Below are 11,592 nucleotides of genomic sequence, written 5' to 3' on the forward strand. Positions count from 1 at the left end.
CCGCGGGATGCTTCGACGGCTGCGGCACGTCCGGGAAAGGCGCCGATCCTGTCGGGCGGGCTTGGCCCGAACGGTGAACGGGTGTTTCGGCGCCGCGCCGGAGGTGCTTCCAACCCCCGGCCGCAGCGGCTAAACCCACTCTCCCGCACTCAGCGAAGCGTCGGAAGAAATTCTGTGTCGTCCTTGCGCCTTGGCGTGAACATCGATCACGTCGCCACTGTCCGCAACGCCCGGGGCGGGGTCTCGCCCGATCCGGTGCGGGCCGCCCGCGAGGCCGTGGCGGCGGGTGCCGACGGCATCACCGCGCATTTGCGCGAGGATCGCCGCCATATCCGCGATGCCGACATCGCGGCGCTCAAGGCGCTGCCGGTGCCGCTCAACCTCGAGATGGCGGCGACCGACGAGATGGTCGGCATCGCGCTCGCCACCCGGCCGCATGCCGCCTGTCTGGTGCCGGAGAAGCGCGAGGAGCGCACCACCGAAGGCGGGCTCGACATCATCGCCGGCCGCGCGCATCTGGCGCCGCGCATCGCGGACCTGTCAGCGGCGGGCATCCGCGTCTCGCTCTTCGTCGAGCCCGACGAGGCGGTGATGGAGGCGGCCCACGCCCTGCGCGCGCCCGTCGTCGAGCTGCATACGGGGAGCTACTGCGAGGCGGTGATCGCGGGCGATCCGGACAGGATCGCGCATGAGCTCGGCCGCATCGTGCGCGCCGCCGCCCACGGCGCCGGGCTCGGCCTGGAGATCCATGCCGGCCACGGCCTCACCGTCGAGAGCGTCGGCCCGGTGGCGGCGCTGCCGCAGATCCGCGAGCTGAACATCGGCCATGCGCTGATCGCCGAGGCGATCTTCGTCGGCCTGCGGCAGGCGGTCCACGATATGCGCGCGGCGATGGACCGGGCGCGGCGGCAGGCCGAACCGTGATCCTCGGCATCGGCACCGATCTCTGCGACATCCGGCGCATCGAGAACTCGCTGGAGCGCTTCGGCGAGCGCTTCACCCACCGCGTCTTCACCGACGGCGAGCGAGAAAAATGCGACCGCCGCGCGGCCCGCGGCCCCTCCTACGCGCGGCGCTTCGCCGCCAAGGAGGCCTGCGCCAAGGCGCTGGGCACCGGGATGAGCCAGGGCGTGTTCTGGCGCGACATGGAGGTGGTCAACGCGGCCAGCGGCCAGCCGACCCTGCGCCTCACCGGAGGTGCGCGGGAGCACCTCGCCCGCATGGTGCCGCCGGGCTACGAGGCGCGGCTGCACGTGACCCTCACGGACGAACCGCCCCTGGCGCAGGCCTTCGTCATCATCGAAGCCGTTCCGGTCGCGGGCGCATCATAGGTTTGTATTCACTTGCGCTCCGCGTTGCGGGGCGGCGCGGCATAGTCTAGACCCGCCGCCCAGCAGGACAGCCACCGCCAACCGGGACGCGGCTGCCGACGAGACGGCGGGGCCGGAGGCTGCATCACTCATGAGCATAGGACGCGCGCGCGTGGATCGCGAGGGCAAGACGGAGATCCGGACGGCCGAGCCCGGAACCTGGGCGAGCATCCGGGAAACCGTGAAGGTCGGCGTGCAGGCGCTGCTGATCGCGCTCGTGGTGCGCACGCTGCTGTTCCAGCCGTTCAACATTCCCTCGGGCTCGCTGATCCCGACGCTGCTGATCGGCGACTACCTGTTCGTCTCGAAATATACCTACGGCTACTCGAAGTACTCGCTGCCGCTCTCCGAGTACCTGCCGTTCCAGGCCAACGGCCGCGTCTGGGCCGCCGAGCCGAAGCGCGGCGACATCGCCGTGTTCAAGCTGCCGAAGGACAACGCCACCGACTACATCAAGCGGGTGATCGGCCTGCCCGGCGACAAGATCCAGGTGATCGAGGGCGTGCTCAACATCAACGGCAAGCCGGTCAAGCGCGAGCGCATCGCCGATTACGAGACGCTCGACGCGTTCGACCAGACCGTCAAGGTGGCGCAGTACAATGAGACGCTGCCCGGCGGCGTGACCCACCGGGTGATCGAGCGCGACGGCGACCGCGGCTTCTGGGACAACACCGAAGTCTACACGGTGCCGCCCGGCCACTTCTTCATGATGGGCGACAACCGCGACAACTCGACCGATTCGCGCGACCTCGCCAGCGTCGGCTACGTGCCGTTCGAAAATTTCGTCGGCCGGGCCGAGATGATCTTCTTCTCCATCGACGAGCGCACCCCCGCCTGGCAGATCTGGCGCTGGCCGGCGGATGTGCGCTGGAGCCGCATCTTCTCGACGATCCACTGATTTCTCGAACGGACGTGACAGCGACGGAACGATCCGCCGGTCTCCCCCGGGGCGGACGGCGATGAGCGAGGCTGGCGAAGGCGCCGGACGCTCCAGCCGCGCCCGGCGCGCGCACCGGCCCCGGCCGAGCCTCGCCGTTCTGGAGGCCCGCATCGGTCACGTCTTCACCGACCCCACGCTGCTTCCCCTGGCGCTCACCCATGTGAGCAAGGCCGGCCCGTCCGGCCGGGTCGGCAGCTACCAGCGCCTGGAATTCCTGGGCGACCGGGTGCTGGGGCTGGCCGTCGCCGAGACGCTGTATCGGGCGCTGCCGGACGCGGAGGAGGGTGAGCTGTCGCGGCGACTGGCCGGGCTCGTGCGGCGCGAGACCTGCGCCGCGGTGGCCGAGGCCTGGGAGGTCGGGCCGCATCTCAATCTCGGCCCCGGCGAGATCCAGACCGGCGGGCGGCGCAACCAGACCATCCTGGCCGATGTCTGCGAGGCGATCCTCGGCGCCGTGTTCCTCGATGCCGGCTACGAGGCGACGCGGGCCATCGTGCAGCGCAGCTTCCGTCCCGGCGAGGACACGGGAGCACCGCGCGGGCGCGACGCAAAATCGGCCTTGCAGGAATGGGCGATGGCGCGCAGCCTCGCGATCCCGGTCTACGAGGTGGTGGAGCGCTCGGGCCCCGATCATGCCCCGGTCTTCCGGATCGCGGTGCGGGTCGAGAGCATTGAACCGGGATACGGCGAGGGCGCCTCAAAGCGCGTGGCGGAGCAGGAGGCGGCCCGGGCCGTGCTCGACCGCGAGAATATCGGCGGGACGCAAGGGAAGGATGGATCAGGTGGTTAGGTCGGATGTCTGAGCACGAGCCGGACGATAGGGACGGCGAAGATGCGCGCTCCCAGGAGACGACGCCGCAGGAGACCCGTGCGGGCTTCGTGGCGCTGATCGGCGTGCCGAATGCCGGCAAGTCGACCCTGCTCAACGCGCTCGTCGGCGCCAAGGTCTCGATCGTCTCGCGCAAGGTCCAGACGACGCGGGCGCTGGTGCGCGGCATCGTCATGGAGGGCGATGCGCAGGTGGTGCTGGTGGACACGCCCGGCATCTTCGCCCCGAAGCGCCGCCTCGACCGGGCGATGGTGCATTCCGCCTGGAGCGGAGCGGCCGATGCCGACGCGGTCTGCCTGCTGATCGATGCCCGCAAGGGCGCCGACGACGAGGTCGAGACCATCCTGCGCCGCCTGCCCGAGGTGAAGCGGCCCAAGATCCTGATCCTCAACAAGATCGACCTGATCGCCCGCGAGCGCCTGCTGGAGCTGGTGGCCAAGCTCAACGCGATGGTGCCGTTCGAGGACACCTTCCTGATCTCGGCGCTCAACGGCGACGGCGTCGCCGACCTGCGCAAGGCGCTCGCCGCCCGGATGCCGCCGGGCCCCTGGCTCTACCCGGAGGATCAGATCTCGGACGCGCCGCTGCGCATGCTCGCCGCCGAGATCACCCGGGAGAAGATCTACGACCGGCTGCACGAGGAGCTGCCCTACCGCTCCACCGTCGAGACCGACCAGTGGCAGGTGCGGCCCGACGGCTCGGTGCGCATCGAGCAGACGATCTTCGTCGAGCGTGAGAGCCAGCGCTCGATCGTGCTCGGCAAGGGCGGCCAGACCATCAAGGCGATCGGGCAGGCGGCCCGGATCGAGATCGCCGAGGTGGCCGAGGCCAAGGTGCACCTGTTCCTGCACGTGAAGGTCCGCGAGAACTGGGCCGACGATCCCGCGCGCTATCGCGAGATGGGCCTCGAATTCCCGACCGGCTGACCTCTATTCCTTTCCATCCGATCTCCGACCTCATCCTGAGGTGCCGGCGCGAAGCGGCGGCCTCGAAGGAGGCTCCAGATCCCGCGCGGTCGCTGGAACACCCTTCGAGGCCCGCTCGCGCGGGCACCTCAGGATGAGGATCGGGATGGGATAACCTCCTGCGGCGACGGCTACGGCCTGAACACCAAGCCCCAACCCCAGCCCCCATGCCCCAGACCGATCCTGACCTCCGCGCCGTCCTCTACGGCCTCCCGCCCGCCGAGCTCGCGGCTCTGCCCGAGGGGGCCGCGCAGGTCTCGCCGCTGATCCCCGGATCGGCGCGGCTGGAGGACGTGGCCGAGGCGAGCCTCGAAACCGCCGTGCTGCTGGCGCCGCCGGGCACGGTCGAACGGCGCTACGCTCTGGCGCTGGCGCTCCGGGCGCTGCGGCCCGGCGGCCGGCTGGTGGCGCTGGCGCCCAAGGACAAGGGCGGCACGCGGCTCGCCAAGGAGCTGCGCGGCTTCGGCTGCGCGGTGACCGACGAGCCGCGGCGCCACCACCGCATCTGCACCGCGGCGCGGCCCGAGGCGCCCTCGGGCATCGAGGCCGCGGTCGCGGGCGGCGCCCCGCGCCACATCGACAACCTCGCGCTCTGCACCCAGCCGGGCATCTTCTCCTGGGACCGGCTCGATCCCGGAAGCGCCCTGCTGCTGCGCCACCTGCCGCCGCTCGCGGGACGCGGCGCCGATTTCGGCTGCGGCCTCGGCATCCTGGCGCGGGCAGCACTGAAATCGGAAAAGGTCGCCGCGTTGGCGCTGATCGACCTCGACCGCCGCGCGATCGAGATGGCCCGGCGCAATGTCGCCGACGCGCGCGCCAGCCTGCACTGGGCCGACCTGCGCGGATCGGAACCGGCCCTGACGGGCCTCGACTTCGTCGTCACCAATCCCCCCTTCCACGATGGCGGCGCCGAGGATCAGGCGCTGGGGCAGGTCTTCATCGCCCGTGCGGCCGCGGCCCTGCGGCCGGGCGGGACGCTCCACCTCGTCGCCAACGCCCATCTGCCCTACGAAGCGCCCCTGCGCGCCGCCTTCCGCACGGTCACGCCGGTGGTGACGGAGGGCGGCTACAAGCTGTTCGAGGCGCGCAAGTGATGGAGGTGTGCAAGTGATGGAGGCGTGCAAGTGAAGGCCGTGCGCCTCGACCGGCTGCTGGCCAATCTCGGCTACGGCTCGCGCCGGGAGGTCGAGGGGCTGGCTCGCGCCGGCCTCGTCCGCCGCGACGGGGAGGCGCTGCGGGATGCCTCGCAGCGCATTGCGCTCGAACCCGACCTTTCCGCCCGGATGACGGTGCAGGGTGCGCCTCTCGATCCGCTGCCCGGCGTCTGCCTGATGCTGCACAAGCCCCTCGGCGTCACCTGCTCGCACAAGGAGGCGGGGCCGCTGATCTACAGCCTGCTGCCGGAGCGCTGGCGGCGGCGCGATCCGGCGCTCTCCACGGTCGGGCGTCTCGACAAGGAGACCTCGGGCCTGCTGCTCATGACCGATGACGGCGCGCTGCTGCACCGGATCATCGCGCCGAAGGCCAAGGTGGCCAAGCGCTACCGGGTGACGCTGGCCCGTCCGCTCCAGGGCGACGAGGCCGCGATCCTCGCCTCGGGCGAATTGATGCTGGAGGGCGAGGACAAGCCGCTTCTGCCCGTCGAGATGGAGGGCGAGGACGCGACCCACTGCACCGTGACCCTGCACGAGGGCCGCTACCATCAGGTCCGACGCATGTTCGCCGCGCTGGGCAACCACGTCGATGCGCTCCACCGCGACCGCGTCGGCGGTCTGGCGCTCCCCGCCGACCTGCCGGCGGGGGAGTTCCGGATTCTGGGGCCGGGCGAGATTGCCGCGGTGTTCGGGGGATAGGGTTTCAGCCGGCAGCGAGGCTGCGCCGGGCGAGGCGGCGGTCGAGGCGCACCAGCGCCCAGCCGACGCCGAGGAAAGCCGCCGCGATCGCCCCGGCATAGGCGGCGACCGGACCCCAGCCGATCTTCCCGATATCGAGGAACGGATAGGGATAGCGCGCGTCGTAGGCGCCGCGCAGGAGCGTGTAGCCGAGATAGACCAGCGGATAGCTCGCAAACAGCAGGAGGTCGCGCAGCGCGAGGCGTCCCTTCGGCACAAAGACGAGCCAGAACAGCGGCACCAGCACCGGCAACGCTTGGTGAAGCAGGATGTCGCCGATGAGGTCGCCGCCGCGAAGCGTCCTGAGTCCGTAGAGCAGAAGACGCTGGACGAGGCCGACGAGCAGGGTCGCGAGCACCGTCGTAGCGACGAGCCGGGGCTGGGCCAGGGCCGGCACCCGCAGGGCGATCCCGCCGAACACCGCGAAGACGAGGAGCCCGGTCAGGTTCGTGAAATAGGCGGCCATGATCCAGGCCGCGACCGGCACCGAGCCCGTCCGGCCGAACACGGCGGCGAAGCCGAACCCGACGCCGACCACGGCACAGAGCGCGATCAGGGCGGCGGCGAGGCGGGCGCTTCGGGAGTTCATGGTCGGTCGGGGCGGAGCCGGGAAGGGAGACGCGTTCTGGCGTCCCATCGCGACCATGGCATGACGCGGCCGGCTTGACAGGTCCCGCCCCGTGCCGGACGTCGCGCACCCGTGCTGCTCGATCTCCTTCATCTCCTGACCACGCCCGCGCCGTCGGCCCAGCGCCGGCTCGGCTACCTGCGCGACAGCATCTGGCTGATGTCGCGTGCCCGCCGCTGCCGCCGGGCCTGGGCACCGCATCTCGAGGCCAGCCGCGCCGTGATGCGCGCAGCCATCGCGGGGGCGGAGCGACGCGACACCGCGGTGGTGCTCGGCTCGGGGCTCCTGCTCGACGTGCCGCTGGCGGATCTCACTGGCGCCTTCCGGCGGGTGGTGCTGGTCGATGCCGTGCATCTTGCGCCCGCGCGGCGCGCGATCCGGGCCTTTGCCAATGTCGAGATGCTGACCGCGGATCTGAGCGGTGCGATGGCGCTGATGACGGGCGCGGCGCGCGATCTCGATCCGCGCCTGCCGCCGGTCTGCGCCGAGCCGGGGACCGGCCTCGTCATCTCCGCCAACCTTCTCTCGCAACTCCCGATCCGCCCGGTCGATCGGCTGGAGGCCTCGCGCCGTCCCCTCGGAGCTTGGACACGGGAGGACGGCGACGCCTTCGGGCGGCGGATTGTCGAGGCGCATCTCGCTGCCCTCGCTGCCCTCAGGGCGCGGGTCTGCCTCGTCACCGACCTCGACGAGACCGAAGAGGACCGGCAAGGCCGCGTCCACGCCCGGCACGATCTCCTCTACGGCGTCCGGCTCGGAACGCCGGACCGGGCCTGGACCTGGGAACTCGCGCCTTTCGGCGAAACGGCCGTTAACCGGCGCCTGACGCATCGCGTCGCCGGCTTCGCGGATTGGCGTCGGTGACGGGTTCGACCGTCTCACATCGCTGCGTCAGCCCACGGAAGTCTCAGAGCAAAATAAGAAGAAGGCTCCGGCAAGCCGGGTGTCTGGCCAGCTGGAAGGGTTTATCCGGCAACATCATCCTGAGCGACCGTATCGACCGAGTTTAGGGTTCGGGATCTTCAGGAAGATTGCGCGGGAAAAACAGAAAAACATCCGGGAGGATTTTGCACGATGCGACGCTTCTCCGCCCTGCTCCTCGCCATGGCTCTCGTGCCCGGCGCTGCCAGCGCCCTGTCGATGACGGACACGCTGGAGGCCTGGAAGCAAAGCTCGGCCATGGATCGCCTTCAGCTCGCGACGCGCTTCGGCAAGTCGTTCGTGTCGGTCAACGAGAGCTTCACCGCAGGTTACTTCGTCAAATGCATCGACGACGTGGCGGGCTACCCCAACGCGCAGAAGGCCAAGATTGAGGATGCGATGCGCGAATGCGTCGCCTCGCAGCTCCGGATGACCGGCAAGGGGCAGGCGGACGATTAGCGCTTCGTGCTGGATAGCGGGACCGGCACGAAGCTCTAAGCTTTTGTGTTTGCATCACCTTTTTCCGAAGGCCGGAAGCCGCCTTTCGGGATGATGCGTTCGGGCGCGACCACTCAGATCTCGATCTCGGTGCCGATCTCGATCACCTGACGGGCCGGCACGCAGAAATGGGCGCCGGTGCGCTCGGCGTTGTTCTGCATCACCGCGAAGACCGCCTCGCGCCAGTCCGACATGCCGCGCCGGTCGGAGACGGGGATGATCGTCTCGTGGCCGACGAAGACGGTGAGATCCTCGGTGAATTCCTTCGGCAGCAGCCCGGCATGGACGGCGCAGTCGAGCCCTTCGGGGATCGAGGCCGATTGCATGAAGCCGTAACGCAGCACCACGCGGCGGATATCGGGGGTGATCTCGGTGACGCGGGCCCGCTCCGCGCGCGGCACGGTCGGCGTCTCCTCGAACAAGGCGGTGACGATCACGACGCGGGCGTGCAGGGCGCGCAGGCGCTCGACGAAGCGCATCATCGGCAGCGGGATGCCCTCCGTCGCCGAGGACAGGAAGGCGGCCGAGCCCGGCAGGGTCGTCGGCGCATCCCGGCGCAAATCGTCCAGGAACCGTGCCTCCGGCGGGCGCAGGCCCATGCGCGCCTGTTCCAGGCAGGCATTGCCCTTGAGCCATGTCAGCATCAGGAAGGCGATGATGCCGGCCAGCAGCAGCGGAAACCAGCCGCCCTCCAACAGCTTCACGCTGTTGGCCGAGAGGAAGATCAGGTCGATCACGAGGAAGAAGCCGTTGACCGCGAGCACGATCGGCCAGCCGAAGCCCCATTTGCGGGCGATCAGGCCGGCGAGCAGGGTCGTGATCGCCATCAGCAGCGAAACGGCGATGCCGTAGGCGCCGGCCAGCGCGTCGGAGGAACGGAAGATCAGAACCGCTGCGAGCGTCGCGGCGGCGAGCAGCCAGTTCACCAGCGGCACGTAGATCTGGCCGCTCTCGTCCGGGGCAGTGTGGACGATGCGCAGCGGCGGCAGGAAGCCGAGCTGGATCGATTGCCGGGTCAGCGAGAACACGCCCGAGATCACCGCCTGCGACGCGATGACGGCGGCGAGCGTCGCCAGCCCGATCAGCGGATAGTGCAGGAGGCCCGGCGCCAGGCGGTAGAACGGGTTCTCGGCGGCGGACGGATCGACGAGCAGGATCGCGCCCTGGCCGAAATAGTGGATCACCAGCGCCGGGAGCACGAGGGCGAACCACGCGACGCGGATCGCCCGCGCACCGAAATGCCCGAGATCGGCATACATCGCCTCGCCGCCGGTGACCGCGAGGAAGGCGGCGCCCAGCATGGCGAAGCCGACATGCAGGCCGGCATGCGCCGTGAACTCGACGGCGCGCAGCGGATTGATCGCGCTCAGGATTTGCGGCGCCTGGACGATGCCGCCGAGGCCGAGCGCGGCCAGGACGAGGAACCAGACCAGCATCACCGGCCCGAAGATCTTTCCGATGAAGGCCGCGCCCCGGCGCTGGACGAGAAACAGCCCGATGAGGATGACCAGCGCGATCGGCACGATGAAGCGGTCGAGCGCCGGCGCATCGACCCGCAGGCCCTCGACGGCCGAGAGCACGGAGATCGCCGGGGTGATCGCTCCGTCGCCGTAGAGCAGGGCGGCGCCGACAAGGCCGACGATCAGCAGCAGCGCCTGCCGCGAGCCGGCTTTCGCGTGGCGGGCGCCGAGCAGCGCCAGCATCGCGACGATGCCGCCCTCGCCGCGGTTGTCGGCGCGCAGGATCAGCACCGCGTATTTGAGCGAGACGACGAGGATCAGCGCCCACAGGATGAGCGAGACCGCCCCGGTCACCGCCACCGGAGGCGGGTGGCCGCCCGGGCTCGCGGCGCGCACCGCCTCCTTGAGCGCGTAGAGCGGGCTCGTGCCGATATCGCCGTAGACGACGCCGAGGGTGGCGATGAGCAGCCCGGCACCGAGGCGCCGGCCGGGTCCGGTCTCCTGCCCGGACGCCGATTCGTCCGCTTCGGAGGCTGAGGCGCTGGGCTGGCTCAAGGGTACGCTCCGACAAGCGGGGCCGATCGTGGCGGCTCACCTATGGAGCGGAGCAGGAAAGACCAGAGCCTCTCATTTGCAGACTTTGGCGGACGTCACGCTCACGGGGGAGGGGCGGCGTCCGGTGCGGCCTTGTCCGAGGCGGAACGCCCCTCGCGCAGCCGGGCGGCCCCGGCGGCGGCCTTCTCGCCGATGCGGCGGCGCAGGTCGTCCGACAGCTCGATATCGACGAGGCGCCAGCCCCAGTCGCGCAGGCGCAGGCGGATGCGGAACTGCTCGTGGCGGGGCCGGTCCGGCGGCACCGCCACCACCACGGAGCGGAAGCCGCGCATGTCGGAGGCGAGATAGTAGCGCAGCAGCCGCTTGAGGTCGGGGATGCGCAGCCCGTCGCGCCGCTCGTGCCGGTTGGCCGGCGCGGCGAGGTCGGCGCCCTGCGGCCAGCCGTCGTCGAGGAGGTCGATCACGGCCTTCGGCGTGAGCGCCGATTCCATGATCGGCAAGGCGAAGGCGCCGGCGGCGTCGGCGATGCGCTGCCGCTCGCGCGGATCGAGGGAGGTGCTGTCGGCCTTGACCGCGGCGCTGATCTGCCGCGCGAGCGACAGGCGCAGGGTGCGGAAATTGACCCGCTGCTCGATCGCCGCGGCATCACCCGCCTGCACCGCCGCGGCGAACTCGTAGAGCGACCAGAACGGCGTCAGCGTGTAGGCGAACCAAGCCGCCACCGCGAGAAGGGGAGCGAGCCACCACCGCATCGGATCAGCCGCGAATGCGCGGGTGCGTCATACCGGACCATCCGCCCGACCGGCTGCCGGACCCTCCGCCGGATCGCCCTCGGCGCCGTGCCAGCCGGTGAGCCCGGAGAACGCCGCGACGACGCCCTCGTAGACCGGGCGCTTAAAGGGGATGATGAGGTCGGGCAGCGCGTCCAGCCGCTCCCAGCGCCACGCCTCGAATTCGGGCTTGTGCCGGCCGCCGCCGGGGGCGTCCACGTCGATGACCGTCTCGCTGCCGGTGAGCCCGAAGGCGAACCACTTCTGGCGCTGGCCGCGGTAGCGGCCCTTCCAGGCCTGCTTCATGACCGCCGGCGGCAGGTCGTAAGCGAGCCAGTCGCGGGTCTCGCCGAGCCACGTGACGGCCTCCGCCGGCACGTTGGTTTCCTCGTGGAGTTCGCGCAGGGCCGCGGCGAGGGGCTCTTCCCCCTCGTCGATCCCGCCCTGCGGCATCTGCCACGCGCGATCACCCTCCACGTGCTCGGGCCCGGCCTCGCGCTTGCGCCGGCCGATGAACACTTGGCCGTCGCGGTTGAACAGGGCCACGCCCACGCAGGGGCGGTAGGGCAGCGCGCTGCCCTCGGGCAGGCGCAGAAGGTCGTCTTCGGGGCGGGTCATCGCGGGCTTTGGGCGGCCTTGTGCTGGCGGCGCGACCATAGGAGGCCGAACCGGTGCGGGCAACGCCGACCTGCCTCCTATCTGAGGCCGCAAAACGCGCGCGGGCGCGGCCCCGGCCGCGCCCGCGTTCTCCTCCGCCGTTCCCG

13 protein-coding genes are annotated in these 11,592 nt (G+C 70.7%); 9 read left to right on the forward strand and 4 right to left on the reverse strand.

Going from position 1 to position 11,592, the window contains the following annotated elements; translation table 11 throughout:
• Nucleotides 1–174: 174 nt before the first annotated feature.
• The 7 genes from HNR51_RS03175 (at nucleotide 175) to HNR51_RS03205 (ending at nucleotide 5,957) form a co-directional block, all read left to right on the forward strand.
• Nucleotides 175–924 (forward strand): pyridoxine 5'-phosphate synthase, encoded by a 750-nt coding sequence (locus HNR51_RS03175; RefSeq protein WP_182553932.1) that lies wholly within the window; start codon nucleotides 175–177, stop codon nucleotides 922–924.
• Nucleotides 921–1,331, forward strand: coding sequence for a holo-ACP synthase (gene acpS, locus HNR51_RS03180; protein WP_182553933.1), 411 nt, complete (start codon nucleotides 921–923; stop codon nucleotides 1,329–1,331). Before HNR51_RS03175 ends, acpS begins: the two co-directional genes overlap by 4 nt.
• 130 nt (nucleotides 1,332–1,461) lie before the next feature.
• Complete coding sequence (gene lepB, locus HNR51_RS03185) at nucleotides 1,462–2,268, forward strand: signal peptidase I (protein ID WP_012454127.1); 807 nt, start codon at nucleotides 1,462–1,464, stop codon at nucleotides 2,266–2,268.
• A 61-nt stretch (nucleotides 2,269–2,329) separates the two neighbouring features.
• Nucleotides 2,330–3,100: a ribonuclease III gene (rnc, locus tag HNR51_RS03190; protein WP_012454128.1), complete on the forward strand. Its 771-nt coding sequence runs from the start codon at nucleotides 2,330–2,332 to the stop codon at nucleotides 3,098–3,100.
• A 5-nt stretch (nucleotides 3,101–3,105) separates the two neighbouring features.
• Nucleotides 3,106–4,065, forward strand: a complete 960-nt coding sequence (gene era, locus HNR51_RS03195; protein ID WP_012454129.1) for a GTPase Era — start codon at nucleotides 3,106–3,108, stop codon at nucleotides 4,063–4,065.
• Nucleotides 4,066–4,271: 206 nt separating this feature from the next.
• Complete coding sequence (locus HNR51_RS03200) at nucleotides 4,272–5,198, forward strand: class I SAM-dependent methyltransferase (protein ID WP_182553934.1); 927 nt, start codon at nucleotides 4,272–4,274, stop codon at nucleotides 5,196–5,198.
• A gap of 30 nt (nucleotides 5,199–5,228) precedes the next feature.
• Nucleotides 5,229–5,957, forward strand: coding sequence for a pseudouridine synthase (locus HNR51_RS03205; protein WP_012454131.1), 729 nt, complete (start codon nucleotides 5,229–5,231; stop codon nucleotides 5,955–5,957).
• 4 nt (nucleotides 5,958–5,961) lie between these two features.
• Here HNR51_RS03205 and HNR51_RS03210 read toward each other — a convergent pair whose 3' ends face one another.
• The gene (locus HNR51_RS03210) at nucleotides 5,962–6,585 is read right to left on the reverse strand and encodes a Pr6Pr family membrane protein (protein ID WP_182553935.1); all 624 of its coding nucleotides are present in this window, start codon (nucleotides 6,583–6,585) and stop codon (nucleotides 5,962–5,964) included.
• A gap of 111 nt (nucleotides 6,586–6,696) precedes the next feature.
• On the opposite strand from HNR51_RS03210, the gene HNR51_RS03215 reads away from it, so the two are divergent.
• Both HNR51_RS03215 and HNR51_RS03220 read left to right on the forward strand, forming a co-directional pair.
• Nucleotides 6,697–7,488, forward strand: coding sequence for a hypothetical protein (locus tag HNR51_RS03215; protein ID WP_182553936.1), 792 nt, complete (start codon nucleotides 6,697–6,699; stop codon nucleotides 7,486–7,488).
• 210 nt (nucleotides 7,489–7,698) lie between these two features.
• Nucleotides 7,699–8,004, forward strand: a complete 306-nt coding sequence (locus tag HNR51_RS03220) for a hypothetical protein (RefSeq protein ID WP_182553937.1) — start codon at nucleotides 7,699–7,701, stop codon at nucleotides 8,002–8,004.
• Between the two features lie 113 nt (nucleotides 8,005–8,117).
• On the opposite strand, the gene HNR51_RS03225 is transcribed toward HNR51_RS03220, so the two are convergent.
• The 3 genes from HNR51_RS03225 to HNR51_RS03235 all read right to left on the reverse strand — a co-directional run bounded on the left by HNR51_RS03225 (nucleotide 8,118) and on the right by HNR51_RS03235 (nucleotide 11,446).
• Entirely contained in the window at nucleotides 8,118–10,058 is a 1,941-nt protein-coding gene (locus tag HNR51_RS03225; protein ID WP_182553938.1) for a potassium transporter Kup, read from the reverse strand.
• 101 nt (nucleotides 10,059–10,159) lie between these two features.
• Complete coding sequence (locus tag HNR51_RS03230) at nucleotides 10,160–10,810, reverse strand: DUF2939 domain-containing protein (RefSeq protein ID WP_182553939.1); 651 nt, start codon at nucleotides 10,808–10,810, stop codon at nucleotides 10,160–10,162.
• A 27-nt stretch (nucleotides 10,811–10,837) separates the two neighbouring features.
• Nucleotides 10,838–11,446, reverse strand: a complete 609-nt coding sequence (locus tag HNR51_RS03235; RefSeq protein WP_182553940.1) for an RNA pyrophosphohydrolase — start codon at nucleotides 11,444–11,446, stop codon at nucleotides 10,838–10,840.
• Nucleotides 11,447–11,592: the final 146 nt, after the last annotated feature.

This window comes from Methylorubrum thiocyanatum, assembly GCA_014138645.1.
Taxonomy (GTDB): Bacteria; Pseudomonadota; Alphaproteobacteria; order Rhizobiales; family Beijerinckiaceae; genus Methylobacterium; species Methylobacterium thiocyanatum.

Bases quoted from the DNA above. Each gene is read 5' to 3' on its own strand.
- rnc (WP_012454128.1), top strand. From the start codon at position 2,330: ATGAGCGAGGCTGGCGAAGGCGCCGGACGCTCCAGCCGCGCCCGGCGC.
- HNR51_RS03210 (WP_182553935.1), bottom strand. From the start codon at position 6,585: ATGAACTCCCGAAGCGCCCGCCTCGCCGCCGCCCTGATCGCGCTCTGT.
- lepB (WP_012454127.1), top strand. From the start codon at position 1,462: ATGAGCATAGGACGCGCGCGCGTGGATCGCGAGGGCAAGACGGAGATC.
- era (WP_012454129.1), top strand. From the start codon at position 3,106: ATGTCTGAGCACGAGCCGGACGATAGGGACGGCGAAGATGCGCGCTCC.
- HNR51_RS03230 (WP_182553939.1), bottom strand. From the start codon at position 10,810: ATGCGGTGGTGGCTCGCTCCCCTTCTCGCGGTGGCGGCTTGGTTCGCC.
- HNR51_RS03220 (WP_182553937.1), top strand. From the start codon at position 7,699: ATGCGACGCTTCTCCGCCCTGCTCCTCGCCATGGCTCTCGTGCCCGGC.
- HNR51_RS03200 (WP_182553934.1), top strand. From the start codon at position 4,272: ATGCCCCAGACCGATCCTGACCTCCGCGCCGTCCTCTACGGCCTCCCG.
- HNR51_RS03235 (WP_182553940.1), bottom strand. From the start codon at position 11,446: ATGACCCGCCCCGAAGACGACCTTCTGCGCCTGCCCGAGGGCAGCGCG.